This is a genomic window from Dehalococcoidia bacterium, from assembly GCA_035310145.1.
GTDB lineage: Bacteria > Chloroflexota > Dehalococcoidia > CAUJGQ01 > CAUJGQ01 > CALFMN01.
Map to the genome: position 1 here is coordinate 48280 of DATGEL010000030.1, position 24970 is coordinate 73249.

27 protein-coding genes are annotated in these 24970 nt (G+C 70.5%); 16 read left to right on the forward strand and 11 right to left on the reverse strand.

Annotated elements, in window-relative coordinates:
• Positions 1 to 239: 239 nt before the first annotated feature.
• Positions 240 to 1067, forward strand: a complete 828-nt coding sequence (locus VKV26_05510) for an alpha/beta hydrolase (protein HLZ69352.1) — start codon at positions 240 to 242, stop codon at positions 1065 to 1067.
• Positions 1064 to 2074, forward strand: a complete 1011-nt coding sequence (locus VKV26_05515) for an HD domain-containing protein (protein HLZ69353.1) — start codon at positions 1064 to 1066, stop codon at positions 2072 to 2074. The genes VKV26_05510 and VKV26_05515 overlap by 4 nt, the downstream gene beginning before the upstream one ends.
• 16 nt (positions 2075 to 2090) lie before the next feature.
• Here the strand turns inward: VKV26_05515 and VKV26_05520 are convergent, their stop codons facing one another.
• Entirely contained in the window at positions 2091 to 2366 is a 276-nt protein-coding gene (locus VKV26_05520; GenBank protein HLZ69354.1) for a hypothetical protein, read from the reverse strand.
• 223 nt (positions 2367 to 2589) lie between these two features.
• Between VKV26_05520 and purQ the strand changes: the two genes are divergently transcribed.
• Both purQ and VKV26_05530 read left to right on the forward strand, forming a co-directional pair.
• Entirely contained in the window at positions 2590 to 3288 is a 699-nt protein-coding gene (purQ, locus tag VKV26_05525) for a phosphoribosylformylglycinamidine synthase subunit PurQ (protein ID HLZ69355.1), read from the forward strand.
• Complete coding sequence (locus tag VKV26_05530) at positions 3285 to 4178, forward strand: DUF4389 domain-containing protein (protein HLZ69356.1); 894 nt, start codon at positions 3285 to 3287, stop codon at positions 4176 to 4178. The genes purQ and VKV26_05530 overlap by 4 nt, the downstream gene beginning before the upstream one ends.
• Here VKV26_05530 and VKV26_05535 read toward each other — a convergent pair.
• Complete coding sequence (locus VKV26_05535) at positions 4169 to 4708, reverse strand: pyridoxamine 5'-phosphate oxidase family protein (protein HLZ69357.1); 540 nt, start codon at positions 4706 to 4708, stop codon at positions 4169 to 4171. The two genes, VKV26_05530 and VKV26_05535, sit on opposite strands and share 10 nt — an antisense overlap.
• A 226-nt stretch (positions 4709 to 4934) precedes the next feature.
• On the opposite strand from VKV26_05535, the gene VKV26_05540 reads away from it, so the two are divergent.
• The 4 genes from VKV26_05540 (at position 4935) to VKV26_05555 (ending at position 6738) form a co-directional block, all read left to right on the forward strand.
• Complete coding sequence (locus tag VKV26_05540) at positions 4935 to 5420, forward strand: DUF6391 domain-containing protein (protein HLZ69358.1); 486 nt, start codon at positions 4935 to 4937, stop codon at positions 5418 to 5420.
• A gap of 28 nt (positions 5421 to 5448) precedes the next feature.
• Positions 5449 to 5616, forward strand: coding sequence for a hypothetical protein (locus tag VKV26_05545; GenBank protein HLZ69359.1), 168 nt, complete (start codon positions 5449 to 5451; stop codon positions 5614 to 5616).
• 260 nt (positions 5617 to 5876) lie between these two features.
• The gene (locus VKV26_05550) at positions 5877 to 6227 is read left to right on the forward strand and encodes a metalloregulator ArsR/SmtB family transcription factor (GenBank protein HLZ69360.1); all 351 of its coding nucleotides are present in this window, start codon (positions 5877 to 5879) and stop codon (positions 6225 to 6227) included.
• Positions 6208 to 6738: an SRPBCC family protein gene (locus tag VKV26_05555; GenBank protein HLZ69361.1), complete on the forward strand. Its 531-nt coding sequence runs from the start codon at positions 6208 to 6210 to the stop codon at positions 6736 to 6738. The genes VKV26_05550 and VKV26_05555 overlap by 20 nt, the downstream gene beginning before the upstream one ends.
• 212 nt (positions 6739 to 6950) lie before the next feature.
• Here the strand turns inward: VKV26_05555 and VKV26_05560 are convergent, their stop codons facing one another.
• The 4 genes from VKV26_05560 to VKV26_05575 form a co-directional block, all read right to left on the reverse strand.
• The gene (locus VKV26_05560) at positions 6951 to 7709 is read right to left on the reverse strand and encodes a DinB family protein (GenBank protein ID HLZ69362.1); all 759 of its coding nucleotides are present in this window, start codon (positions 7707 to 7709) and stop codon (positions 6951 to 6953) included.
• 88 nt (positions 7710 to 7797) lie between these two features.
• Positions 7798 to 8112 carry a hypothetical protein gene (locus tag VKV26_05565; protein ID HLZ69363.1) on the reverse strand — a complete coding sequence of 105 codons (315 nt, stop codon included), beginning with the start codon at positions 8110 to 8112 and terminating at the stop codon, positions 7798 to 7800.
• Positions 8076 to 8372, reverse strand: a complete 297-nt coding sequence (locus VKV26_05570; GenBank protein ID HLZ69364.1) for an AbrB/MazE/SpoVT family DNA-binding domain-containing protein — start codon at positions 8370 to 8372, stop codon at positions 8076 to 8078. Before VKV26_05570 ends, VKV26_05565 begins: the two co-directional genes overlap by 37 nt.
• A 145-nt stretch (positions 8373 to 8517) precedes the next feature.
• Positions 8518 to 9696: an acyl-CoA dehydrogenase family protein gene (locus tag VKV26_05575; protein HLZ69365.1), complete on the reverse strand. Its 1179-nt coding sequence runs from the start codon at positions 9694 to 9696 to the stop codon at positions 8518 to 8520.
• A gap of 366 nt (positions 9697 to 10062) precedes the next feature.
• Between VKV26_05575 and VKV26_05580 the strand changes: the two genes are divergently transcribed.
• From VKV26_05580 to VKV26_05590, 3 genes are all read left to right on the forward strand, one after another.
• Positions 10063 to 11247, forward strand: a complete 1185-nt coding sequence (locus VKV26_05580; GenBank protein ID HLZ69366.1) for an acyl-CoA dehydrogenase family protein — start codon at positions 10063 to 10065, stop codon at positions 11245 to 11247.
• Between the two features lie 146 nt (positions 11248 to 11393).
• Positions 11394 to 12539, forward strand: coding sequence for an acetyl-CoA acetyltransferase (locus VKV26_05585; protein ID HLZ69367.1), 1146 nt, complete (start codon positions 11394 to 11396; stop codon positions 12537 to 12539).
• Between the two features lie 26 nt (positions 12540 to 12565).
• Entirely contained in the window at positions 12566 to 12991 is a 426-nt protein-coding gene (locus VKV26_05590) for a Zn-ribbon domain-containing OB-fold protein (GenBank protein ID HLZ69368.1), read from the forward strand.
• Here the strand turns inward: VKV26_05590 and VKV26_05595 are convergent.
• From VKV26_05595 to VKV26_05605, 3 genes are all read right to left on the reverse strand, one after another.
• Positions 12960 to 13868, reverse strand: a complete 909-nt coding sequence (locus VKV26_05595; protein ID HLZ69369.1) for a DUF547 domain-containing protein — start codon at positions 13866 to 13868, stop codon at positions 12960 to 12962. The two genes, VKV26_05590 and VKV26_05595, sit on opposite strands and share 32 nt — an antisense overlap.
• A complete protein-coding gene (locus tag VKV26_05600; GenBank protein HLZ69370.1) occupies positions 13865 to 14578 on the reverse strand; it encodes a TlpA disulfide reductase family protein in 714 nt (237 codons plus the stop codon). Before VKV26_05600 ends, VKV26_05595 begins: the two co-directional genes overlap by 4 nt.
• 151 nt (positions 14579 to 14729) lie before the next feature.
• A complete protein-coding gene (locus tag VKV26_05605; GenBank protein HLZ69371.1) occupies positions 14730 to 16805 on the reverse strand; it encodes a prolyl oligopeptidase family serine peptidase in 2076 nt (691 codons plus the stop codon).
• Positions 16806 to 17160: 355 nt separating this feature from the next.
• Between VKV26_05605 and VKV26_05610 the strand changes: the two genes are divergently transcribed.
• On the forward strand, positions 17161 to 17352 hold the full coding sequence (locus VKV26_05610; protein ID HLZ69372.1) for a Flp family type IVb pilin: 192 nt from the start codon (positions 17161 to 17163) through the stop codon (positions 17350 to 17352).
• 90 nt (positions 17353 to 17442) lie between these two features.
• Here the strand turns inward: VKV26_05610 and VKV26_05615 are convergent, their stop codons facing one another.
• Positions 17443 to 18339 (reverse strand): 1,4-dihydroxy-2-naphthoate polyprenyltransferase, encoded by an 897-nt coding sequence (locus VKV26_05615; GenBank protein ID HLZ69373.1) that lies wholly within the window; start codon positions 18337 to 18339, stop codon positions 17443 to 17445.
• Positions 18340 to 18493: 154 nt separating this feature from the next.
• Here VKV26_05615 and VKV26_05620 point away from each other — a divergent pair, with 154 nt between their 5' ends.
• The 3 genes from VKV26_05620 to VKV26_05630 all read left to right on the forward strand — a co-directional run bounded on the left by VKV26_05620 (position 18494) and on the right by VKV26_05630 (position 22116).
• Positions 18494 to 20788: a hypothetical protein gene (locus tag VKV26_05620; GenBank protein ID HLZ69374.1), complete on the forward strand. Its 2295-nt coding sequence runs from the start codon at positions 18494 to 18496 to the stop codon at positions 20786 to 20788.
• Positions 20789 to 20923: 135 nt separating this feature from the next.
• Positions 20924 to 21589, forward strand: a complete 666-nt coding sequence (locus VKV26_05625) for a chromate transporter (GenBank protein ID HLZ69375.1) — start codon at positions 20924 to 20926, stop codon at positions 21587 to 21589.
• On the forward strand, positions 21586 to 22116 hold the full coding sequence (locus tag VKV26_05630; protein ID HLZ69376.1) for a chromate transporter: 531 nt from the start codon (positions 21586 to 21588) through the stop codon (positions 22114 to 22116). Before VKV26_05625 ends, VKV26_05630 begins: the two co-directional genes overlap by 4 nt.
• Before the next feature lie 150 nt (positions 22117 to 22266).
• Here VKV26_05630 and VKV26_05635 read toward each other — a convergent pair whose 3' ends face one another.
• Positions 22267 to 23502, reverse strand: coding sequence for a hypothetical protein (locus tag VKV26_05635; protein HLZ69377.1), 1236 nt, complete (start codon positions 23500 to 23502; stop codon positions 22267 to 22269).
• 341 nt (positions 23503 to 23843) lie between these two features.
• On the opposite strand from VKV26_05635, the gene VKV26_05640 reads away from it, so the two are divergent.
• Positions 23844 to 24869, forward strand: coding sequence for an aspartate-semialdehyde dehydrogenase (locus VKV26_05640; GenBank protein HLZ69378.1), 1026 nt, complete (start codon positions 23844 to 23846; stop codon positions 24867 to 24869).
• Positions 24870 to 24970 lie beyond the last annotated feature (101 nt).

Sequence of the window (24970 nt, forward strand, 5' to 3'; positions counted from 1 at the left end):
CATGCTACCATATGCCTGATCCTGACTTCGCACGCGAAGTCTGCCCCTTCCCTTCATGTCATGCGTCAAGAGGAAGGGTGGGGTTCGAGGGCTGCCGGCGGGCCTCAGCCGCCAACGACGTAGGCCGGCCGGCCGATAGCCGTTGGCGGCGGTTCCAGGCCAACCGATCGTCCTCAGAGAAACGCCTCCCTGCGGGGGAGGGGACAGCCGAGCGTTTGGGCGAGGCAGGGGTAGCAACCATGCCGCACGTGCGGCTCGCGGATTGTTCGCTGGCGTTTGCGGAGCGCGGCGCCGGCCCGCCCCTGCTGCTGCTCATGGGGTTGGGCGGCAGCCACCGCTCCTGGGGCGAGCCGTTCCTGACGGCACTGGGACGCGGTTTCACACTGTTCGCGCTGGACCACCGCGGCACCGGCGGCTCGACGCGCGGCACGGCGCCGTACACGATCGCGCAACTCGCCGACGATGCGGCGGCCGCGCTGCAGGCGCTCGGCCTGGCGCGGGCGCATGTGCTCGGCCTCTCGATGGGCGGCATGGTGGCGCAGGAGCTGGCGCTGCGGCAGCCCGCGCGCCTGGCCGGGCTGGTGCTCGCTTCTACCACCTGCGGCGGGCCGCACGCCGTCTGGCCGGGTGCAGACGGGCGCCGGCGTTTCGCCGAGGGGCTGCGCCTGGGCGAGTCGCTGTGGCCGGCGGTGGTGGCCGACGAGTTCGCGGCGGCGAACCGCCCCTTTCTGGCCCGTATCGCCTTCGACACGCTTGCCGCCGGCACCCCGCCGAGCGTCTTCGCCGAGCAGGCCCGCGCGATCGCCCGCTTTTCGACCTGGGAGCGCCTGCCGCTGATCACGGCGCCGACACTGGTGCTTGCCGGCGACGGCGATCGGCTGATTCCGCCGGCCAACGCGCGCCTGATCGCCAGCCGCATCCGCGGCGCGGAAGGGGCGTTCGTGCGCGGCACGGGACACTGTTTCGTCTGGGAAGCGCCGGAGCGCGCCGCCGCCGAGATCAGCCGCTTTTTGGCGCGGCGGGGGCAATCACTGGTTGCAGCGCCAAGGGAGCCGCTTGCCCGTTGACCGGCCGCAGCACCCGCCGCAGCCTTGCCGCGGAAGGCGAGCGCCTCGCGCTGCCCGACGGCTTCAGCGTCGATCAGGGCGCGATCTTCCCGTGCGCGGACGCCACCGAGCGCGTGCAGGCCGAGCCGGGCCGCCTGATCGCGGCGGTGTGCATGGCCGCCGCGCACGGGCTACACGTCGGCCGCGAAACCGCCGATCTGCTCACCGCGGGCGCGCCCGCGCTGCGCGGGCTGCCGCCGGCGCGGCGCGGTGAGCTGCTGCTCGAGCTCGTGCTCTGCCCGGTACCCGATGCCGCCGTCGATCTGGCGCAGCGCGCCGGGTTGCTTGGGCAGATCCTGCCCGATATCGATCGCCTGCGCGCCATGCCGAAGGGGCAGGGGCGCTACAAGGACGTCTACGTGCACACGCTGCGCGTGCTGGCGGCCACGCCGGCCGACCCGATCACGCGCGTCGCCGCGCTGCTGCACGACATCGCCAAGCCGGACACGCTCGTCTCCGAGGGCGGCCTGGTGCACTTCCCCAACCATGACCTGCTGGGCGCCGATCGGTCCGAGCGGCGGTTGCACGGGCTCGGCTTCGACGCAGCGTTCAGCGCCGCCGTGGCCACGCTCGTGCGCCTGCACCTGCGCACCAACAGCTACGAGCCGAACTGGACCGACAGCGCCGTGCGCCGCCTGCACCTCGACGCGGGCGAGCACTGGCAGCGGCTGCTCGACCTCTCGGACGCCGACGTGACCAGCGCCCGGCCGGAAGTCGTCGCGCGGGCGCGCCGCCGCGTGCAGGCGCTGGCCGAGCACGCCCGGTTGCTGGATCAGCCGGTCGAGGTCTCGCCGCTGGACGGCACGGTGCTGATGCAGCGCTTCGGCCGCGGGCCGGGCCGCTGGATCGGCGAGGTCAAGCGCGAGCTGATCGCCCGCGTGCGCGAGGGCACGCTCGATCCCGCGGATCACAAGGCGGCCTGGCGCATCGCCGCGGAGGTCGTGGACGCGCTGCCGGCCGGGGAATGAGGCGAAGCGTTCGGCCTTAGCTGGGGCTCGACGTGGCCGTGCGCCGCGACGGCCGGCGCTTGAACTCGACCAGCCGGTCCAGGCGGTCGAGCTTGGCGGCGAAGCCGCTGCGCTCCCAGTTGTAGCGCGCGACCGTGCTGCCCGCCCAATAGTGCGCCAGCCAGGCGCTCGGTGGCAGCGCCGCGCCCAGGATCTCCTCAAGCTGGCGGAAGGTGAGCTGGATCGTTTGCTGATCTGACGAGAGGTCTTCGAGGTAGCGATTGAGCGGCAGATACTTGCGTGCTGGCGGCATCGACTGTACTCCACCTCGGGACGGGACGAATGGACTCCAGGCTAATCTTTCAGAACCGACCCATACTGTCAACCCTCAATCGCAACTCGACAGAACGTGGGCTTGCTGCCGCGCGCCGCCGTCTCCGACAATGAGTCCGATGAGTCCACTGAGCCCGATGAGTCCAATGAGTCCAATGAGTCCAGAACTGAGCATAGCAACGGGTTGCGCGTGGAGGTAGCCGGTGCGCTTCGCCATCGTCGTCTTTCCCGGCACCTGGTCGGACCGCGACTGCTTTCACGCCGTCACCGACGTGCTCGGGCAGGAAGCCGCGTACGTCTGGCACCGCGAAGCCGACCTCACCGGCGCCGACTGCGTGGTGCTGCCCGGCGGCTTCGCCCACGGCGATTACCTGCGCACGGGGGCGATCGCCCGCTTCTCTCCCGTGATGGAGGCGGTGCGGCGCCATGCCGAGGCCGGGCGGCCGGTGTTTGGTATCTGCAACGGCTTCCAGATTCTCTGCGAGGCGGGGCTGCTGCCGGGTGCGCTGATGCGCAACGCCAGCCTGCAGTTCCGCTGCCAGGACGTCTATCTGCGCACGGAGACGCTGCGCTCGCCCTTCACCGCAGCCTGCGCACCGGGACAGGTGCTGCGTATCCCCATCTCGCACGGCGAGGGCAACTACTACGCCGACGCGCCGACGCTCGCCCGCCTGAACGAGGAGGAGCGCGTCGCCTTCCGCTACTGCACGCCCGCGGGCACGATCACGTCCGACGCCAACCCCAACGGCTCGCTGCAGAACATTGCCGGCGTGCTCAACGAGCGGCGCAGCGTGCTGGGCATGATGCCGCACCCCGAGCGGGCGGTGGAGGCGCTGACCGGCGGCGAGGACGGCCGCCTGCTCTGGCGCTCGCTGATCGAATCCTTCGTCCTGAGCCGTTGACCGCCGAGATCGCGGCCGAGGCGCCGATCGGGCCGCCGCTGCCGCTGCCGGCGCGCCTGGCGCCGCAGTATCCGGTAATCTACACGCTCGGCTATCCCGGGCGGCAGTCGCGCTGGAAGGCCGCGCTGCGCCTGGTGCTGCTGCTGCCCGAGCTGCTGGCGCTGGCCCTCGTCTACTCGCTGCTCTACCCGCTGGCGTTTGCGAGCTGGCTGATCATCGTCTTCTCCGGCCGGCTGGACCGCACGCTGTGGGGCTTCAGCGCCTCCATCCTGCGCTGGATCGCCGCGGTGTTGAGCTACGCCACACTGCTGCGCGACGAGTATCCGGGCCTGGGCCAGCGTTTTCCGCAGCGCTTCGCGATCGCCTTCCCGCCGCGCCGCAGCCGCGTGCGCACGCTGTTCCGCGCCGTGCTGATCCTGCCGCAGCTCGTGGTCGTAGAGCTGCTCTTCCTGCCGCTGCTGGTCGGCGCGCTGATCGCCTGGGTCGCCATCCTGATCGAGGGCCGCTATCCCGAGGGGATCTGGCGGCTGGTCGCCGGTCTGAACCGTTGGATCCTGCGCGTGGCCGCTTACGGCCTGCTGCTGCGCGACGACTACCCGCCGTACACGCTCGGCCTCTGGGAGCCGGCTACATTGGAGGCGCTCGGCCTCGCAACGGCGCCGGCCGGGACTGCCATGGTGCCGGCCGTGCCTGCCGCGGAGCCGGCAGTTGGCGGAGCGCCGCTCGGCCGCGCGGCCGGCATCCCGATCTGGCCGGTTGCCCCCGCGCCGGGTTCGGCGGCCGAGGTTCCGCCGCCCGCGCCCGGCGAGGGCGCGCTGTACGAGCGGCCGTGGCCCCAGGCCGCGCTCCCGCCGACCAACGAGCCTGAACACGATCCCGATCAGGACTGAGCCGCGCGCTCGGCTGCCGCGGCGGCCTCGCGGCCGTACTTGCTGCCGGGGACGTAGTAGCGCCGCGCCCAGATGCCGGTGCGCGCCTCAGCGCCCACGGGCATGCGCCAGGTGGTGACGCGGCTCTCGGCGAGCGGCACGGCAAGCAGCGCCCGCGGCTGGTCGATCGTGTTCTGGATGTAGGCTTCCGCGCCCGTGGCCGGCACGTAGCGCAGCGCGATCGCGCGGTAGGTGTCGCGCCAGGCGTCGTCGTCGCCGGTCTCGTGCAGGATGCGGCAGACGCCCTGCACGCTGAGCTTGCGGTAGGGCAGCGCCTCCTCGTCGATCGAGAGGGCGACGCGCGGATCGCGGCGCAGGTTGTGCAGGAAGACGGACGCGGCGCGCGGCGTGAACAGGATCGCGCCGTCGCGGTGCAGGAACCAGGCCGGCGCCACGCGCGGCATGCCGTCGGCATCGATGGAGCCGATGCGTACGAGGTGCCCCGGCTCGGCGAGAAAGGCGTTCAGTTCGGACGTGCTCAGGCGTGGCATACGAGCCTCCATTCCCCCTTCCATGGGAGATCTGCGATGGCGGTTCCTCCAATCCTAGGGGCAAGGGGCGATCCGGCATGGAGCGATCCAGGTGGCGTCGGGTTACGCGTATAGTACGCGGACCGCGCCGGGAAGGGCGGGCGGCGCGCTTTGCTATACTTGGCTCGCATGCGGCGTTTTGCACCGGATGGGCGGCCGCGGCAAATCCTCTGAGGCGAGAGTTCAGATGAACGGCGGGATCGTCGGCGCCGTGCGCCGCAACCACGCGCTGGAGCACGGCACGGTCTCGATCCTGCTGGGTAAGCTGGGGCCGGACGTGCGCCTGGCAGGCCGCGCCGTGGCCGACGGTTTCTACATCTACGGCAAGATTCCGACCGACGCGATCACCAGCAGCGCCCGCGAGGCGCTGCTGCGGCTGAAGGCGGGCGAGGCCGGCCTGGCGGTGACGCCGCTCTGCGGCACAAACATCGCCGTGGCCGGCGTGCTGACCGGGCTGGCGAGCCTGGTGGCGCTGGGTTCCTCGAAGCGGCGCTTCGAGCGGCTGCCCACGGTGGTCACGGCGGCGATGTTCGGCGTGCTCGCCTCGCAGCCGATCGGGCGGCTGGTGCAGAAGCACATCACGACTTCACCCGATCTGGACCGCGCCGAGATCACGGGCGTTTCCAGCACGGCCCGCGGCTTCGTGCACAAGGTGCAGACCAGCTTCGAGTAGCGGCTGCCGGCCGCTTGAGGAGGGCGCCATGCCGGAGGAAGAGGAGCGCACCCGCCACTCGCTGAGCGCGAGCCGGGCCAACTGGCGGCAGCCGGGACCACTGGGCTGGAAGCTGCGGCGCTTGCTGGCGAACAATGCGAGCAAGATCGTGCACCTGCGCGGCTGCTGCGGCCACCCCGGCGAGCCGGGCTGTTGAGAGCCGGCGCCGCCGCCCCAGTCTGGGGCGGAGTGAGCCGAACGACCTCAAAAGAGCCACCCGCCGGCGGCGTGCCGTTGCCGCGCGGGGCGGCGTTTCCTGCCTTCCGGGCCCGCGCGAGCACCATCTGCTCGGGCGGCCCGCGGTTCTAAGCACGTGCTTGAAACCACGCTCGGTTGCCGCTGACGGTACGGCAAATGCCGTCGTGCGCGTCGTATATGCCGTTGACAGCATATACCTGTTGAGGTATACTCGCCGCGGTGAACGCCTTTGTCGTCCTCGCGGAGCCCGCGCGCCGGCGCCTCCTCGACGCCTTGCTTCAAGGCGAGCGGCCGGTGAATGAGCTGGCTGAGCAGCTCGGGATCAGTCAGCCGGCGGCCTCCAAGCATCTGCGCGTCCTCAAGGATGCGGGGATGGTGAGCGCCCGCGTCGATGCGCAGCACCGGCGCTACCGCTTGGAGCCCGCGGCCCTCGCCGAGATCGATACCTGGCTCGCGCCGTACCGGCGCCTGTGGACAGGGCGGCTGGCTGCGCTGGAGAGCTACCTGGACAGGCCGGACCGGCCGGACCGGCCGGATTGGAAGGAAGCCGATGAGCGACGGCACGATTGAGCAGACCGGCGAGCGGGTAACGTTCCGCTTCGAGCGGCGGCTTTCCCATGCGATCGACACCGTCTGGAAGGCCATTACCGATCCGGCCGAGCTGGAGCGCTGGCTCGGCCAGCGGCCGGAGATCGAGCTGCGACCGGGCGGCCGCTACGTCTCGTATCACGGGTCCGGCGATCGGGTGGTCGATCGCGTGTTGCGGATCGAGCCGCCCACGCTCTTCGAGCACACGTTCTGGGAGCAAGTCAACCCGACGGCCGTGGTCACCTGGCGGCTCAGCCCGATCGCGGACGGCTGCCTGCTGGTGCTCACGCATTCGCTGGGGATGGCAGACATCCGCGGCGCGGCCGCGACGGTCGCCCGCGGCGATGACTATACGCTGATCATCTCGCGCAACGGCGCCGGCTGGCACCGCCTGCTCGATAAGCTCGAAGCCGCACTCGCCGGCCACAGCATGGAATGGTCGGAGCAGGCGCAAAAGGCCCTGCAAGAGCGCTACGCCGCCATGCTCGCCTGAAGCGTCGGTTGCTCACCCCCAGGCGGGTTTATCAAAGGGCCGAATATCGCCGGCTTTGAGCATCGCGCGAGCGCCCGCGGCGACCGAACCAAATGCCGCGGGCTTGCGGCCGAGCTTTTCCAAGCCTCACTGTCCAGGTGAAACCGTTAGCGTGGTCTCAACCTCGATCTTGCCTACACATGGCGCATCAATACCGAGTGCAGCACAAGCCGTTACACGGCGTCAGCGTGCACGGAACGGTCGGGCACGCCAAGCAGGATCCACGTGCGCCGCTGCAGTATCTCCGCGGTGTGTGCTCGATCGTGCGAGATGATCCGCCGCACCATCTTACGGACGGTCCAACTTCCCGGCGTGACCAGTCCGGGACGGACGGGGCGATAGACTCGCTCCCGCTGCGCATCGTTGAGCGAGCGCAGGAGCGCGAGCGTTGTGACCCGCTCTCCGCTCACATCGGCCACGGTCTCGAAGATGCCCCTGGCCGGGCCATCCTTCAGCCCATCGCGATAGAACACCTCAAAGCTGAGCACGTGTGCAAGGATGTCGCGGACGGTCCGCGCTCCTGGTGCCCAGACATCGAACGCCTCAACCGATGATCTGGGTGGTGCCCAGTCGAGGAGCGCATCGGGTAACGCGGAAACGAGTCCGAGCAGGTCGGCTCGGGCAAACTCTAGCCGTGCGATGCAGGTTTCGAGTTCCGCACGCGGCAGGGGCCGCCGATCGTCGGCGAAGCAGAAGTCGCCGTCGGCGTCCGACTGCGTCAGTGGGTCGATGCTCTCGACCGCCTCCCATGCAGGAGACGCGTCGACGCTTTCTCCATGCTGCTGCAGCCAGGCAACGTGCTCGGCGATCGCGAGCGGCAGCATCAGTGCGATCGCCTCGGAGTTCCGCCCGCCGGCGATACAGCCAGGCAAGTCGAGCACCCAGGCGTGGATTCCCGTACCGTACATGACGAGTCCAACGGGATGCGTCATGCCACGTCACCGTCTCCCGGACCGACAAACTGCCCGCCGGCGATCGTGGCACAGGCTTCGGGAATTCGGGCGTTGTCAGTCGCCCTTTTCAGCGATACCTCTCAACCCGCGCCGCGGCCTGTTGATAGGCGTATTCGTGGGTGCCGACCGCGAGCACAAGAATTTGCCGGCGCTCTCCGTGGACGTAATACACCGCGCGCTGGGCTCCGGCCTTGTCATGGCTAATCTCGAGCGAACGGTACCCCTTGAGTAAGCCAGTGAGTGGGTGCCCCCAGTCAGGCCGACGGGCAAGACCTCGAATCCGGGCAAGTGCAGCTGTGCGCGTGGATTTCATCTGCTCGAGGTCTTCGAAAACCTCGAAGGCCATCACGATCTGATATGGCGCTTGCGGCGCTTGAGCCACGGCGCCCTCCGGCGTGCAGGTGCACGAAAGTGGACACCGAAGTGCGCCGCCACTTCCTCGAAGGGCACGACATTGCCGGCTTCGAGCATGGCGCGAGCGGCCGCCACCAGCGGACCGGGCTCCTCGGGCTCGGGGCTGATTGAGAGCATGCCGCCATGCTCCTGTACGTACACTCCGCGCCCGGCCCTGAGACCTAGCCGCTCACGGTACTCCTGCGGGATCGTCATCCGCCCCTTGCGGTCAATCTTTGCGTACGCCAACGCTCACCTCGGGTGGGCGCAAGCCCACCTCACAGAGCATTGTAGCACATGGCCCTCCGGTGCGGTGAGCCTGGGGATCACCGGCTCGCTGAACGGGCGCCCCCGATCCTCCCGACCGCCGCTGAACCCGTGCCGCTGCGGCGCCCTACCCCCGCGGCAGGCCGAGGCCGCGGGTGGCCATGATGTTGCGCTGCACTTCGCTCGTGCCGGCGGCGATCGTCGAAGACACGCTGCTGAGATACAGCACCTGCATCTTCGCCTCAAGTGGCGCCCAGCGGTCACCTTCGTACAACATGCCGTAGGCGCCCATGATGTTCACGCCCGCCTGTCCCAGCCGCTGGCTCAGCTCCGAGCCGTACATCTTGGACATCGAGGCCTCGTAGTTGGGAATGCGCCCGCTCGCCTGCATCCAGGAGACGCGGTAGGAGAGATAGCGCCCGACCTCATGCTCGATCGCCAGCTCAGCCAGCTTCGTGCGCACGCCGGGGCGCTGGTAAAGGGGCACGCCGTTCAGCGTCGCCTCGCGGCAGAACTGCGTTAACAGCTCCAGCGTGCGCATGCCGCCGGCGATGCGGCCCACGCCCGAGCGTTCGAAGTCCAGCGTCGTGGCCGCCGCGTACCAGCCGCGGTTGATCTCGCCCAGCACGTTGCGCCGCGGCACGCGCACGTCCTCGAAGAACGTCTCGTTGAAGCCGGAGCGGCCGTGCATCTGCGCGATCGGCCGGATCGAGATGCCCGGCGTCTTCATGTCCAGCAGGAAGTAGGTGATGCCGCGGTGCTTGGGCGCGTCGGGATCGGTGCGCGCGAGCACGTGGATCCAGTCGGCGTGCTGCGCGTTGCTGGTCCAGATCTTCTGGCCGTTGATCACGTAGTCGTCGCCGTCGCGCACGGCGCGGGTTTGCAGACTGGCCAGGTCGGAGCCCGATCCCGGCTCCGAAAACCCCTGGCACCACATCACGTCGGCGCTGGCGATCGGCGGCAGGAAGCGCTGCTTCTGCTCGTCGTTGCCGTGCACCATGATGCAGGGGCCGATCATGTTGATGCCCTGGCCGCCGCCGCCGGGCGCGCCGTGATAGGCGCACTCCTCGCGGAAGATCATCTGGCGGATGTGGCTGGCGCCGTCGCCGCCGAACTCTTTGGGCCAGGCCATCGTCAGCCAACCGCGCTCGGCCAGCTTCTTCTCGAAGGCGCGCATGCGCGGAAACTCGTCGTCGCCCTCGGCGGCGATACCGCCCACGGTGTCGCCCACGCCCCAGTTGTCGCGGATGAAGCCGCGCACCTCGCTGCGGAACGCCTCGTCTTGTGCGGTGAATGCGAACTCCATGGGTTGCCTCCGTCTGCGTCTCGGCCTTCTATCCCCCGTCCCCTTTCCCCCAATCTCTGACATCGCGCGGGGCGCGATTTGGGGTGAGGGAAAGGGGCGATCGGGCGGAGGAGGAATCGGACGATGCCGGGTTAACCGCATGATCGTCGGAACGCCCGACCCCGGATCGCCCCTCTCCCAGGATTGGGAGAGGGGAAGGGGGTGAGGGCCGACTGTCCGGCGCCATCATAGCGCCAATGCGGTTGCGAGTAGCAACGGCCTGCGCTACCGTCGCAGCGAAGGCAGCGGAACTGAGCAGACGCTCAGGACGGGACCGCGCTCGGCGCGGCCCGTATCGCTTGTGCATGCGTAGACAGAGGGGGCAGCGTGGATTTCCAGGACAACCAGGAAGAGGCGGCATTTCGCACCGAAGTGCGCGGCTTCATCAAGCAGAACCTGCCCAACGGCTTCACTTCTACCTTCGAGCCGGAGATCGACGACCCCGCGCGCGAAGGCGACCTCAAGACCTGGCGCGGCCGCCTGGCGGGCCAGGGCTGGATCGCGCCGCACTGGCCCAAAGAGTACGGCGGCGCCGGCCTCACGCCGAGCGAGCAGTTCATCTTCAACGAAGAGATGGCCGAGGCGCGGGCGCCGCAGGTGGGCGGTATGGGCGTGCAGATGATCGGCCCCACGCTGATCGTCTACGGCACCGAGGAGCAAAAGCAGGAGCACCTGCCCAAGATCACCTCCGGTGAGGTGCAGTGGTGCCAGGGCTACTCGGAGCCCGGCTCCGGCTCCGACCTGGCCAGTCTGCAAACCCGCGCCGTGCGCGACGGCGACGACTACGTGATCAACGGCCAGAAGATCTGGTCCTCTGGCGCGCACCGCGCCGACTGGATGTTCATGCTCGTGCGCACCGACCCGGAGGCGCCGAAGCATCGCGGCATCTCCATGCTGCTGGTCGATATGAAGTCGCCGGGCATCCAGGTGCAGCCGTTGGTGGACATGTCCAGCCGCCACTACTTCAACCAGGAGTTCTTCGACAGCGTGCGCGTGCCGGTGAAGAACCGGGTGGGCGAGGAGAACCGCGGCTGGTATGTCGGCGCCACGCTGCTGGACTTCGAACGCTCGAACATCGCCAGCGCGATCGGCATGCGCCACCAGGTGAACGACCTGGTCACGTTTGTACGCGAGGCGTCGAAAGGCGGCAACGTGCCGGTGCGGGTGACGGCCGCACTCAAGACTGAGCTGGCCGAGCGCGCGATCGAGGCGGAGATCTCGAAGCTGATCAGCTACCGCATCATCTCGATTCAGAAGCGCGGCGGCATCCCCAACTACGAAGCCTCGATGAACAAGAACTTCCGCGCCGAGGCCGGCCAGCGGCTGGCGCAAACGGGCATGAAGGCGCTGGGCATGTACGGCAACGTCTACGACGACGGCCCGCTGGCGGCGCTGCACGGCCGCCTCAGCCGCCAGTACCTGACGACGGTCGCCGGCACGATCGCCGCCGGCTCCAGCGAGATCAACCGCAACGTGATCGCCACCCGCGGCCTGGGCCTGCCGCGTGGGTAAGGCCGCTTGCGCTCCTTGCCTCCGCTGTCCGAGAGACGGAGATCGACGACTGGATCGACTGAGGCTGAAAGCGGGGCGGTGAGGCTCCTCAGCTCCGCTCCGAAGCTCCCCTCTCCCTGGCATAGAGAGGGGCCGGGGGTGAGGCCATGCCGCATCCGCTCTACCGCGGCGCCGCGATCGCCGGCGTCGATGAGTCCGACCAGATCGGCAACGTGCCGAACAAGACCTCGCTGCAACTGCATGCCGAGGCGGCGATCAACGCGCTCGCCGACGCCGGCATCGACAGGTCCGAGGTCGACGGCATCGCCACGGCCGGCGTCTCGCCCATGCAGACGGCCGAGTATCTCGGCATCGTGCCGCGCTATTCCGACGGCACCTCGGTCGGCGGTTCTTCGTTCGTGATCCACGTCGGCCACGCGCTGGAGGCGATCGCCGGCGGCCGCGCCTCCGTCGTGCTGATCACGCACGGCGAGGGGCACCTGGGTGGCGGCCGGCGCGGCCCCGGCGGGCCAGACCCTTCCAACCTCGCCGGGCAGTACGAGGCGCCGTTCGGCGTGCTGGGGCCGCCCTACGCCTACTCGCTCGCCTGTATGCGGCACATGGCGCTCTACGGCACGACCAAAGAGCAGCTCGCGCAGATCGCCGTGCAGACGCGCCAGTGGGCGAGTATGAACCCCAAGGCGCTGATGCGCGATCCGATCACCGTCGAGGACGTGCTCAACTCGCGCCTGATCTCCTACCCCTTCAACCTGCTCGACTGCTGCCTGGTCACGGACGCCGGCGGCGCCTGCGTTGTCGTCAGCCCCGAGCGGGCGCGCGATCTGAAGAAGAAGCCGGTCTGGGTGCTGGGCGCCGGCGAGGCGCACGACCACAGCATGATCAGCCAGATGCCCGACCTCACGCGCACGCCGGCGCAGTACTCCGGCCCGGCGGCGATGGGCATGGCCGGCGTCTCGCACGCTGAGATCGACCTGGCGATGCTCTACGACTCCTTCACCTACACCGTGCTGGTGACGCTGGAATCGCTGGGCTTCTGCAAGCCGGGCGAGGGCGGCGCCTTCGTGAGCAACGGCCGCCTGGGACCGGGCGGCGCCCTGCCCACGAACACCAACGGCGGCGGCCTGAGCTACACGCACTCGGGCATGTACGGGATGTTCCTGCTGCTGGAGGCCACACGCCAGTTGCGCGGCGAGTGCGGCCAGCGCCAGGTGGCGAACGGCAAGATCGCCCTGGTGAACGGCACCGGCGGCTCGCTCTCCTCCACGGGCACGCTGGTGCTCGCCGCCGATTAGCGCCGCGCTGCAAAGGACGCCGAAAGATGACGACGCAACCGGCCTACGCCAAGCCGCTGCCGCTGATCACGCCGGAGAACGAGCGCTTCTGGCAGGGCTGCAAGGCGCACGAGCTCTGGCTGCGCTTCTGCAACGCCTGCGCCAAGCCCTACTACTATCCGCGCGACATCTGCCCCATGTGCGGCTCGCGCGACGTGAGCTGGCAGCAGATGAGCGGCCGGGGCACGCTGCACACCTTCGCCATTGTGCACCGCGCGCCCACCCCAGCCTTCCGCGAGGACGTGCCCTTCGTCACGGCGATGGTCGACCTGGAAGAAGGCCCGCGCCTGCTGACCAACCTCGTGGGCATCGCGCCGGACCCGGCGCAGATCAGGGTCGGCATGCCCGTCGAAGTGACCTTCGAGGACGTCACCGAGCAGATCAGCCTGCCGAAGTTCCGGCCAGTGGGGTAACCCGCGCGCCCGCCGCGTTCAGCGTCCAGTCGTACGGGTCATACTGCTCGCGGCCCGCGCACAGCGCCTCATGCAGCCGGCGGCGCTCGTCGCCTTCGAGAAACGGGCCGATAACGGTCGTGAGGCCGGTGCGGCCGCCGAAGTCCTCGGCGTAGAAGGCGAAGATCGAGGAAAGGCGCACGGTTTCGCCGGCGAACGTCACGCCACCCCCCTGCACGAAGGCCCGCGTCGCCTCCTCAAGCTCTGCGTCGACGTGCGCCGCCGTGTAGACGCGCAGCGGCGGGCACGAGCGCGTGGCGCAGTGCAGGGCGAAGTGCAGGCGCGGCTCCGGCGGCCGCAGGCAGCAGGCCAGCCGCGCATCGTTCGGGGCAAAGGGCGCCGGCAGCCGCGGCAGCGCCGCACGGTTGCCGCGCAGCACGCCGTGCTCGATCTCGTGCAGCGAGAAGCGCCGCGCGCCGATGCGATAGGCGGCGCGATGGAAGAAGCCGGGCTGCTCGCGCACGGAGCCGGCGATGCCGAACTGCGCCGCCGCGTCGATCGCCAGCACGTTGTAGACGTTGATCCAGAAGGCCAGCCGTGCCGCGCGGTGGCCGAGGGCCGCTGGTTCGAACGCCGCCAGCTCGGCCGTGATGGCGCGCAGATGCGCGTAGGCCGGCAGTGCCGCCAGCCGCCCGTAGGCGATCGTGGCGCCCTCGTCAGCGCTGGCCGCGGCGTGCAGGGCGCGAGCGGCCGCCACCAGGCGCTCCGGCAGGCTGTTCCCCGGCGCCCTCGGCGAACCGTGCGCACCAGCGCCGTCCGGCGCCTCGTTGAGCACGATGGTGGCGCCGGCGGCCGCACACAGGAAGCGCAGCAGCGCCAGGTCCGGCTTCGCGCTCACTTCGCGTTCAGCGTTTGGGTGATCTTGTAGCGGAAGGTGCCGGCCGAAAGCGGGCCGAGCACGACATCACGCACGATACCGTTGCGGTCGATGAACACCGTGTCGGGAATGCCGTTGAAGCGGAAGGCGTCTGCCACGGCGTTGTCGGAGTCCATCAGGATCGTGAAGCCGGCGCCAAACTGGTCGCGGAAGGCCGAGACCTTGCTCACGCTCTCCGCCTGGTCGAGCGCGAGAATCACCACGTCGTTCCCCAGCGTCTCGTTCGCCTTCTCCAGCTCGGGAAACTCCTGCTTACAGGGTCCGCACCAGGTCGCCCAGAAGTTGACCACCACGGCCTTGCCCCTGAGCGAGGCGAGCTCCACTCGCCGGCCCTCGGTGTCCAGCAGGGCGAAGTCCGGCGCCGGCTGACCGACGCTGGGCGGGTGCGGCTCCAGGGCGCCCAGCGGGCCATCGGGGTGCGGCAGCGGCGGCGCGGCCGCGTGCGGCGCCGTGGCTGCCTTGACCGAAGACGCGGCGGAATCGACGTGCAGCACCGCCGGCCGATCGCGCCGCAGCAGCACGATCGCCAGCACGATGACGCCGGAGACCAGTGCCACCGCGCCGATCTGCGCCAGGATCAGCCAGCGCGGCAGCCGCGCCGCGGGTTGCACGGCTGGTTCCGGCGCCTGGGCCGCGGCGTCTTCTTGCGGATCGGAGGATTCATTGCTCATCGCATTCGCACCTGCGCCGATCAAGCCGCTGCCGCGTGCGCCCTCATTGTAGGACTGGGACCGGCGTCTGTCCCAATCCGGCCGGTCCGCCTAACCCCGCCGCGGCCGAGGCCGCATGGGCAAGGGATAGCCTCTGCCCGCGAAGTCAGGATCATTCGCCCCGTAGCGGCACGCCGAGCTGGTCACAGATGAATCTCCAGATATCCGCCTGTTCCTCGATCGTCTTGGCCAGCGGTTTGCCCTGGCCATGGCCCGCCTGTGTCTCCACGCGCAGCAGGATCGGCCCCTTCGCCGGCGTCGCCCCGCTCACGCGTTGCAGCAGCGCCGCCATCTTGCGCGCGTGCAGCGGAGCGACGCGGCTGTCGGACTCGGCCGTGGTGAACAGCACCGCCGGGTAGCGCGTTCCCGCCTGCACGCGGTGGTAGGGCGAATAGGCGCGCAGCCAGCGATACTGCTCCGGATCTTCGGCGCTGCCGTACTCGGTGGTCCAGAGCTGCGCGATCAGGAAGCGGTGGAAGCGCAGCATGTCCAGCAGCGGCACGGCGCAGACGGCGGCGCGGAAGAGGTCCGGCCGCTGCGTGATCGCCGCGCCGACTAACAGGCCGCCGTTGCTGCCGCCGCGAATCGCCAGCCGCTCCGGGCGCGTGGAGCCGGCGGCGATCAGCCACTCGGCCGCGGCGATGAAGTCGTCGAACGTGTGCTGCTTCTGCTCCCGCATGCCGGCGCGGTGCCACGCCTCGCCGTACTCGCCGCCGCCGCGCAGGTTCGGCTGGGCGAAGATGCCGCCCTGCTCCAGCCAGAAGGCCGTGGCCGCGCTGTAGGCCGGCGTCAGGCTGATGTTGAAGCCGCCGTAGCCACTCAGCAGCACGGGCCGGTCGCCGTCCAGCGCCACGCCCGTCGGCGCGACGATGAACATCGACACGCGGGCGCCGTCGGTCGAGCCGTACCAGACCTGGCGCACAGCCACCGCCGCTGGATCGATGCCGCCCGGCACGCCGGCCCACTCGCTCACCGCGCCGCCCGCCAACGCGCGGCGGTAGACGGCGGCGGGCACGGTGAAGGAGGTATAGCCGATGTACAGCGCGTCGCCGCCCCGCTCGCCGCCCAGGCCCGTGACCGAGCCGGCGCCCGGCAGCGGCACGTCCTCGGCCTCGGCGCCGTCGAGCGAGCGCAGCTCCAGCCGCGACTGTGCATTCACCATGTAGTGCAGCGCCAGCCGGCCGCCGACGATGCGGGCGCCTTCGAGAATCGCGTCGTCCCGCTCGGGCACGATCTCGCGCCAGCGTTCGCGGCGCGCGTGTGTGAGCGGCACGGCCAGCAGGCGCGAGCGCGGCGCGTCGAGGTTCGTCGTTAGATACAGCGTCTCGCCGTGGACCTCGCCGGAAAAGAGCGCCTCGATATCTTCGGCCACCGTGATCCAGCCGCCGGCCGGGTCGTGCAGGTCGCGCAGATAGACATCCGCCTGCTGCCAGCCGAGGTCCACGATCAGCAGCAGCCAGCGGCCGTCGTCGGAAAGCTCGACCGACGGCGATTCGCGCATATCGCGCCGCTCGCTCCAGACCAGTGCGTCGCCGTCCGGATCGTCGCCCAGCCGGTGCAGCAGGACGCGGCGATGGTAGCCCTCCTCGCCGTCCGGCACGCTGCCGGGCGCGGGCAGGCGCGTGTAGTAGAAGCCGGAGCCGTCGGCCAGCCAGGCGAGGCTGATGTGGCGCGTGCGCGAGATCGTGTCCGGCAGCGGCTCGCCGGTATCGACGTCCAGCACGTGGAGCGTGCTCTGCTCGCTGCCGTCGCTGGAGAGGCCGTAGGCCAGCAGCCGCCCGTCGTTCGAGGGAAAGTGCCAGTCCAGCGCGACCGTGCCGGCGGCGCTGAGCACGTTGGGATCAACCAGCGCCCGTTCCGCGCCATCCGGTTCTTCGCGCACGTAGAGCACGGGCTGGTTCTGCGTGCCCTCGCGCCGCTCATAGAACAGCCGCCCGCCGCGCGGCTCCGGCACACCTACCCAGCCGACCGAGAGCAGCTCGGCCAGCCGGCGCTGCAGCGCCTCGCGTCCGGGCACAGCGTCCAGCACGGCCGAGGTGCGGGCATTCTGCGCCGCGGTCCAGGCCCGTACCTCCGCTGAGCCGCCGTCTTCGAGCCAGCGGTATGGGTCCGGCACGTGCTCGTCGTGGAAGATCTCGTCCACCGGTGCGACACGCGTGTCGGGCGGCTGGGGAAGCAGTTGTGTCACGAACGTTCCTTACACGCCTACACGCCTACACGCCTACACGCCTACACGCGTACAGAAGACTGCACATCCGGCCCGTCGCCCCGCCACTGAGGGTGCTCTGGCGCCAAACCTCACTGCCGAAGCCGGGGCGGTGCGGGTATGCCCGCGGCAGCGTCGCGGGGCGTGTCCTCACTATAGCGGCCGGCTGGAGCCGCCCGCGAAGGGTAAGCGTTCGGGAACGGCGCGGCGATCGTGGGCCGAATGTGCTTAAGGAATCTCCCCGCCATCCCGAAATTAGCAACAGGACACGGCGATCCTAAGCCAGTGGGGCCAGGGAAATCGTCGCGCCGAGATATTTATGGGGAAGGGTTCTGCAATGTCGTTGGTCGATCGCTTTCTCCTCCGCGCCGTCGCCGCCGCGTATCAGCCGCGTGGTGACGAAGAGGGCCAGGGCCTGGCCGAGTACGGCCTGATCCTGGCGCTGATCGCCGTTGTTTGCGTGGCGGCGCTGACCCTGCTCGGCGGCAACATCAGCAACACGCTCAACAGCATCGCCGGCAGCCTCTAAGGCACGCAACGCCATGCACAAGGAACCGGAGGCCGCTATGCCGGCCTCCGGTTCCTTGTGCATGGCGTTGCCCGGGAGCCGGCACGCGGCTCAGTGCGGCACGACGAGACCGGCAACCAGCCCCGCGGCCAGCAGGGCGCCGAAGCGCATGTGCAGCTGCGCCGTGCGAAAGAGCACGTAGTTGAGCTTGCGCGGCTCGCGCGTGCGCGCGGTGAAGCGCACGGCCCGCAGCGCCGCCGGCAACGTGAGCAGGGTGAGCAGCACCGGCCAGGGCGCCACGCGCGCCACCACCATCACGATCAGCGAAGCGTAGGCGGCGCCGATCAGCAGGTAGTACTCCCAGTTGGCGGGGCGCCGGCCGATGATCGTCGCCAGCGTGCGCTTGCCGTGCCGGCGGTCGTCCTCGATGTCGCGCAGGTTGTTGGCGTGCAGGATCGCCGTGACCAGAAAGGCGATCGGCAGCGAGACGATGAACGGATCCCAGCTCCAGTGCGCCGTCTGCACGTAGTAGGCGCCCATCACCATCACCGGCCCCATGAACACGAACACGGTCAGCTCGCCCAGGGCGATGTAGGCGAGCGAGATCGGCGCGCCGGTGTAGAAGAAGCCGGCCGCCACGCTCGCCAGCCCAAGCCAGAGCAACGGCAGCCCAACCAGCGCAACCAGCGCCAGCCCGCACAGCGCCCCCGCCGCGAAGCAGGCGATGCCCAGCCGCAGCACCTCGCGCGGCTTGATCAAGCCGCGCCGGATCGCGTTGCTCGGGCCGAGCGAATCCGGCCCGTCCACACCCTTGACGTGGTCGTAATAGTCGTTGACCAGGTTGGTGCCGGCCTGGATCAGCACCGAGCCGAGCAGCGCCAGCAGGAAGTAGAAGGGATTGAACGCCTTCGGCGCGGCGACGAGCGTGCCGACGACGACCGGCACGATCGCCGCCGTGAACGAGAACGGCCGGGCGGCCCCGAACCACAGCTTCACGCGCGGACTCATGGCTCTCCCCTTGCCCCGGCAAGCACAGCGCCCGGTTCTCTGCCCCGGCTCGCGCGCCGGCGCCGGCCACATCGTACGCGGCCCTCGCGTTTGAAGCGAGTGTTACAACTGTGATACCTTCGGCGCGACGTAACGCCCGCAGGCGGGGGGCAGGGTGGCGGCTTCGGTCCGGCTCGGGCAGTTCAACATTGTCGGCGGGCAGGCGCTGCAAGACGGTCCGTTCGCCGGCGCCGTGGCCGGGCGCGGCGTCGCCGACACCACCGCCGACCTCTATATCACGCTGCAACCGAGCCGCCCCGACACGGACCAGCTCTGCGCCGGCGTGCTGCAAACGATCGCCCGCACCTTCGGCCACGCGCAGTACTCCGTCACCGGCAACCTGCTGCTGGCGCTCGGCCAGGCGCACCACAACCTCTCGAGCTGGAACCGCTCCAGCCTGCCCGAGCACCGCATGGGCATCGGCGTCTCCGCCCTGGCGATCGCCGGCGACGAGGCGTATCTGGCGCAGGCCGGGGCCAGCGTCGCCTACTGGCTGCACAGCGGGCGGGTGGAACGGCTGGAGCCGCTGGAAGGGGATTCGCGCCGGCCGCTGGGCGAGGGTGAGGCGCTCGACCCCTGGTTCCACCGCCTGCTGCTGGCGCCGGGCGACAGCATCGCCCTGCTGAGCGCGGACCTGGCCGGGCGCATCGACGCGGCCGCCGTGGCCCGCTGCCTGCGGCTGGACCCCGACAGCGGCGTGGCCGAGCTGTTCCGGCTGGCGCAGAACGAGCGCGACTGCGGCGTGCTGCTCGTCTCGGTCGTGGGCGAGATCGCGCGCCGCGAAGGCCGCGACGAGGATGAGGACGAACCAGCGGGCGCCGCGGCCGCTCCGGCTCAGGGCGCCCCGCGCCGCGCCGGGCGCAGCACGATGCCGCCGGTGCCAACGCGTGAGTCGGACGAGCCCACGCCCGGCCGCGCCGCCGAGCCGTTTGGCGAGATCGACGCCGGCCGCTCCGGCGGGCGTGGCATCTTCGGCCGTGGCGAGCCCGAGCCGGCGCGCGACGAGCCGCTGCCCGAGCCGCCGATCAAACCCGAGCGCCCGCGCCGCGGGCCGTCGCCGCTGGGGCGCAACCCGTTCCACATCGTGCGTGCCGCGCACCCGGACCAGGGCGACGGCGTGCTGCGCATCCTCGGTGAGGAGCGGCTGCGCAAGCCGCGCAGCGCCCCGGCGCACGCTCTGGCGACGCCGGAGGCCGTGCTCGAAGCGGCGAACAAGCTCGCCGGCTCGCGCGTGCGCATGCGCGGCAGCCCGCCCGGCTTCTCCAGCCTGGGACACGGCCCGCGGCTGCCGCGCCCGCTGCTGCTGGGCGGCGCGGGGCTGCTCGGCGTGATCCTGCTGGCCTGGCTCGGCCTGCCGGCGCTGGTGAACAGCGGCCGCTCGCAGCGCTTTAGCGCCCTGATCCGCTCGGCGCAGAGCGAGTTCGCCAGCGCCAACGCCACCGCCGATCTCTCGAAGCGCCGGGAGCTGCTGAACCAGGCGCAGTCCAACGTGGACGAGGCCCGCCGCCTGAAGCCGGGCAACAGCCAGGCCGCGCCGATCGCGACCAGCGTGGCCGACGCGCTGAGCGTGATGAACGCGGTCTACCCGCTCAACGACGTGCCCGAGCTGGCCGATCTCTCCGCCGCGGGGTTGAGCACCTCCTCCACCGTCGAGCTGGCCGCGGGCGACGCGATGTACGTGCTCGACGTCTCGTTGGGCAAAGTCTTCAGCGTTTCGCGCGATGCCAGCGTGCCGCCCGACGTGGCCTACGAAGACGGCAGCCAGATCGACGGCGTCACCGCCGGCAAGGCGCGGCATATCGCCTGGCTGGCGCCGCAGGGCGCCGGCGACAGGGGCACGCTGCTGATCCTGGACGCGGCGCATCACCTGTTCGGCCTCACCGGCAACGACCTGCGCGCCATCCCCCTGCGCGGCGTGGACCAGTGGAAGAGCGACACGGCGCTGGCCGTCGCGGGCGGCGACCTCTACGTGCTCGACGCCGCGGCCGGCACGGTGTGGCGCTACGCCCGCTCCGCCGGCGGCTTCGACACCGAGCCGGCGCCGGCGATTCAGCGGCCGGAGGTGCGCGAGGCCACGGGCATGTCGGTGATCGGCGGCATCTTCCTCTCCGGCCAAAACGGCAGCATCCGCCACTTCGCCGACGGCCAGGAGCTGCAGTTCCAGCTCGCCGGCATCGACAAGCCACCGGCCGCCGCGCAGCCGCTGCTCTACAACCCGCAGAGCGGCGCCCTCTATCTGCCCGACCGTGGCAACAGCCGCATCGTCGTGCTGGACGCCAACGGCACCTTCAAGCGGCAGCTCACGCAGGTGAAGCTGGCGGGTCTGCGCGGCGCCGCGGTCGACCCGGCGCGCGACCGCCTGATCGGCGTGATCGGCCAGTCGCTGGTCGAGATCCCGCTGCCGCATTAGCTGAGCGGCGGGCCGGCGGCGCAGCGGCCGGCCGTGACGGCGCGCGCCGGCCTGCTACAATCGCGGCCGTACCCGCGTTCCGTGTGCGGGCTGCGCCGCTTCGCCGCGTGCGTGTTGCCATTGGAGTCCGGTTGCATGCCCTCCGATCGGAGCGCTCCAGACCGCCCTCCGCTGCCGGCTGTCCAGTCCTCGCGCCCCGCGGCCGTGGGGCTGTGGCTGCTGTTCCGCGCCTTCGGCACGATCGGCCTGATCAGCATGGGCGGCGGCCGTTTCGCCTACTACTTTCATGAGCTGGTCACGCGCCGCCGCTGGTTCAGCGAGCAGGAGATGCTGGAGCGGCTGGCGATCAGCCAGCTCCTGCCGGGGCCGAACGTCAGCAACCTGGCGGTGCTGCTCGGCCAGCGGCTGCGTGGCTTCCGCGGCGCGGCGCTGGCGCTGATCGCCACGCTCGGCCCCGGCGCCCTGCTGATGCTGGGCCTCAGCGCCTTCTACTTCGCGCGCGGGCAGGTGCCGGGCGCCGGGCCGGCCTTCCGCGGCATCGCCGCTGCCGCGGCCGGGCTGGCGCTGGGCACCACCGTGCAGATCGGCTGGAAGAGCGCCCGCGGCCTGCGCGCGGCGCTGCTCGGCCTGCTCACGCTGGTTGCCGTGCTGGTCCTGCACCTGCCCACGCTGCTGGCGATCCTGCTGCTGGGCGCGCTCGGCGTGCTGCTCTTCCGTGCGCCGCTGCCGAAGCGGCCGGCGCTGCTTGCTCGATCGGCGAAGGCAGCGGCGAGCAAGGGTGAAACGGACGGCGGCGCATGAGCCACGCGCGCGACCTGTTCGATCTCGTCTTGCTGCTGGTGCGCACGAGCTTCGCGGCCTTCGGCGGCGGCATCTCTGTGCTGCCGGAGATCGAGCGGGTGGCCGTTGGCCAGCATCACTGGATCACGACGCAGGAGTTCGCCGACTGCTACGCGCTGGGGGCGCTGACGCCCGGCCCCGGCATGTTGATGGTGATGGGCATCGGCTACAAGGTCGCCGGCGTGTTCGGCGCGCTGGCGGCGATGCTCTCGATGTTCCTGCCCGTGGGCGGCGTCGCCTACGTCGCCGGCTGGCGCTGGGACAAGCTCAGTCACTCGGCCTGGCGCACGGCGCTGGAGCGCGGCATTGCACCGGTGACGCTGGGGCTGCTGCTGGCCGGGAGCTGGACGCTGATTCGCGCCTCGGTGGTGGACGTGCCCACGGCGGCGATCGTCGTGGCAGCGACCGCCGCGCTGCTTAGCCGCCGCATCAGCCCGGCGCTGATCGTGCTTGCGGGCGGCGTGGCGGGCGCGGTCTTCGCGCGCTGAGGGCGGGCCCTCACCCTCACCCCCACCCCCTCTCCCTCTCCCAATCGTGTATATCGCGTGGAACGCGATGGTACATCGAGAGAGGGAGAGGGGCGATCGTGGGTTGCTGATACGATTTGGCGTCGGGTTTGCGGCGTGTGGTTGGCGGCCTTACTGATCGACGCGGGCGCAGCGGTTCAACGGCCGGGGTTGCGTGGTGACGAACAGCGTCGCGCCGTCGGCCGACCAGCTCTCGGCGCGCAGGCTCAACCCGTTGCCGGCCATGGCGGCGCGGGGCGTGCCGTCTGTACGCACGATCGCCAGGTCCGCGTAGTCGCCGTCGCCGGCCAGCGAGTAGGCCACGGCGCTGCCGTCCGGCGAAAGCAGCGGCAGGGCGGTGTACGCTCCCGGCGGCGAGAGGTCCGTCTGATCGCCGCCGGCGAGCGGCAGCGTCACGATCTGCGGCAGATCGCCGCTGGTGTCCAGGAACAGCGCCGCGCCGCCGCCGGCCTGCGCACCCGCGCCCAGGTCACTCAGCTCGCGGCAGTCGTCGAAGTACTGCGCCAGGACCTGGCCGCCGCCCGCCGGCGCGTAGGCCACCACGGAGCGGGCGAAGGGGTCCTCTTCGCGCACCGTGACGATCTGGCCGTCCGCCGTCCAGCGCGGCAGGAGGCCGACGTCCTTCGTCTCCAGTTGCCGCAGCGCCTTCGCGGCGGTGTCCCAGACCCAGAGGCCGTGCGCCGTCTGCGCCGGGTCGCCGCAGACCGGGTTCTGGAAGAGGCCGGCGCTGAAGGCGAGATAGGCGCCGTCTGCCGACCATGCCAGCCGCGAAGGGCAGGTCTTTGTCTGCCCGGGCAGGATGTGGCTGATGGCCGCGCCGTCGCTTGCCGCGATCGTCGTCAGGCTCTCGCCGTGGCCGGGCTGGCCGTCCCACTGCACGACGGCGAGCGCCCCGCTGCCGGGCGCCCAGGCGAAGGCGTAGACGTGATCGGCGATCTGGCGCGCCGGCCCGGAGCCGTCCGCGGCGACGATCTGCAAGGCGAAGCCGCTGGTCAACGCCAGTGAGCCGCCATCCGGCGACCAGGCGACGTCGTCGACGGGGCTGTCGGCGCCTTGAAACACGATCAGGCCGTCGCCCGCGTCGGCCGCGTGGGCGACCGAGATCGCGGCCGTCCCCTCGATCTCCTGCAGGAGGGCGAAGCGATCGTCGTCCGGCGCCCAGAACAGCCGCGCCGGGCCGGCGGCGAGCTTGAGTGCGCCCGTGCCGTCGGCGTGCACAAGATAGGCGCCGGGCTGCGCCGTTTGGGCGGGCCGCGCGGAAATCGCCAGCACGCCGCGCCCCGGCCAGAGCCCCGCGCCCAGCAGCACGGCGATGCCGAGCAGCAGCGCCCGCAGCCTTGTGCGCAAGACACTCATCGTTCCAGGCCCTGCCACATGGCGCGCTCCCCTGCCCGCCCGCGGCCGCAAGACACAGCCTAGCGGCCGCGAACCCGCTTCCCCGCGCGCGTTCTGTCATCTGCCGGGACCGCGGCGCCGGCGAGCTGACCGGTCTAAGGACGTTTGCCCAGAACAACAACCCGAAGGCGAGGGCGTCGTGGTTCCATCGGCGGACGAGGCACTCGCCCGGCTGCCGCTGCCGCGCCGCTGCTGTGCCGGCGCCGTTGAAGCTCCGGACGGGCGCCGCGTATCATGAATGCGCGGCGCCGTTCTCTGGTTGGGCGCCGCCTGCACGTTTTCTGGAGGAGGAGATGGCGAACCGGCTGTACAGCGTGGCCGTGGTGGGCGCGACGGGCCTCGTCGGGCGCGAATTCCTGCGCATTCTCGAGACGAGCCCCTTTCCCTTGAAGTCGCTGCGCCTGCTCGCCTCCAAACGCTCGGCCGGAACGACCATGCGCTTCCGCGGCGACGATCTGCCGGTTGAAGCGACAACCGAGCACAGCTTCGCCGGCCAGGACTTCGCCTTCGTCTCGGCCACGACCGAGGCGAGCAGGCAGTGGGTGCCGATCGCCGCGCGGGCCGGCGCCGTCGCCATCGACGACAGCTCCGCCTTTCGCATGGAGCCGTCGGTGCCGCTGGTCGTGCCCGAAGTGAACGCGGCCGATCTCGACGGCCACGGCCGCATCGTGGCGATTCCCAACTGCTCGACCACACCGCTGGTGCTGGCGCTCTGGCCGCTGCACCAGGTCAACCCCGTGCAGCGCGTCGTCGTCTCGACCTATCAGTCCGTCTCGGGCACGGGCACGGCGGCGGTGGAAGAGCTGCGGGCGCAGTCGCGGGCGCTGGCGTTGGATGCGAACGCGCGGCCGGCGGCCGAGGTCTATCCGCACCCGATCGCCTTCAACCTGCTGCCGCAGATCGACAGCTTCCTGGAGAACGGCTACACGAAGGAAGAGTGGAAGATGGTGCAGGAGACGCGCAAGATCATGCATGCGCCCGACCTGCCCATCAGTTCCACCTGTGTGCGCGTGCCCGTCTACACCTGCCACAGCGAGGCGGTGAACGTCGAGTTCGCCCGGCCGATGGCGCCGGAGGAAGCGCGCGAGCTGCTGGCGGCCCAGCCCGGCATCTGCATCGAGGACGACCCGGCGCGCGGCGTCTATCCGCACCCGGCCGAGGCGGCGGGCAAAGACCCCGTCTACGTCGGCCGCATCCGCCGCGACGCCTCGCATCCGCACGCCCTGGCGCTGTGGCTGGTGAGCGACAACCTGCGCAAAGGCGCCGCGCTCAACGCCCTGCAGATCGCCGAGGCGATGGTCGAGCGCGGGCTGGTGTAGGAGGCGGGCGGCGGGCCCTCAACCTCACCCCCCTTACCCCTCTCCTTCTCCCAATGATCCGTATCGCGTGGAACGCGATGTCCAATCAGAAGAAGGAGAGG

Bases quoted from the DNA above. Each gene is read 5' to 3' on its own strand.
- VKV26_05510 (HLZ69352.1), top strand. From the start codon at position 240: ATGCCGCACGTGCGGCTCGCGGATTGTTCGCTGGCGTTTGCGGAGCGC.
- VKV26_05520 (HLZ69354.1), bottom strand. From the start codon at position 2,366: ATGCCGCCAGCACGCAAGTATCTGCCGCTCAATCGCTACCTCGAAGAC.
- VKV26_05535 (HLZ69357.1), bottom strand. From the start codon at position 4,708: ATGCCACGCCTGAGCACGTCCGAACTGAACGCCTTTCTCGCCGAGCCG.
- VKV26_05540 (HLZ69358.1), top strand. From the start codon at position 4,935: ATGAACGGCGGGATCGTCGGCGCCGTGCGCCGCAACCACGCGCTGGAG.
- VKV26_05545 (HLZ69359.1), top strand. From the start codon at position 5,449: ATGCCGGAGGAAGAGGAGCGCACCCGCCACTCGCTGAGCGCGAGCCGG.
- VKV26_05555 (HLZ69361.1), top strand. From the start codon at position 6,208: ATGAGCGACGGCACGATTGAGCAGACCGGCGAGCGGGTAACGTTCCGC.
- VKV26_05560 (HLZ69362.1), bottom strand. From the start codon at position 7,709: ATGACGCATCCCGTTGGACTCGTCATGTACGGTACGGGAATCCACGCC.
- VKV26_05575 (HLZ69365.1), bottom strand. From the start codon at position 9,696: ATGGAGTTCGCATTCACCGCACAAGACGAGGCGTTCCGCAGCGAGGTG.
- VKV26_05585 (HLZ69367.1), top strand. From the start codon at position 11,394: ATGCCGCATCCGCTCTACCGCGGCGCCGCGATCGCCGGCGTCGATGAG.
- VKV26_05590 (HLZ69368.1), top strand. From the start codon at position 12,566: ATGACGACGCAACCGGCCTACGCCAAGCCGCTGCCGCTGATCACGCCG.
- VKV26_05600 (HLZ69370.1), bottom strand. From the start codon at position 14,578: ATGAGCAATGAATCCTCCGATCCGCAAGAAGACGCCGCGGCCCAGGCG.
- VKV26_05610 (HLZ69372.1), top strand. From the start codon at position 17,161: ATGTCGTTGGTCGATCGCTTTCTCCTCCGCGCCGTCGCCGCCGCGTAT.
- VKV26_05615 (HLZ69373.1), bottom strand. From the start codon at position 18,339: ATGAGTCCGCGCGTGAAGCTGTGGTTCGGGGCCGCCCGGCCGTTCTCG.
- VKV26_05625 (HLZ69375.1), top strand. From the start codon at position 20,924: ATGCCCTCCGATCGGAGCGCTCCAGACCGCCCTCCGCTGCCGGCTGTC.
- VKV26_05630 (HLZ69376.1), top strand. From the start codon at position 21,586: ATGAGCCACGCGCGCGACCTGTTCGATCTCGTCTTGCTGCTGGTGCGC.
- VKV26_05640 (HLZ69378.1), top strand. From the start codon at position 23,844: ATGGCGAACCGGCTGTACAGCGTGGCCGTGGTGGGCGCGACGGGCCTC.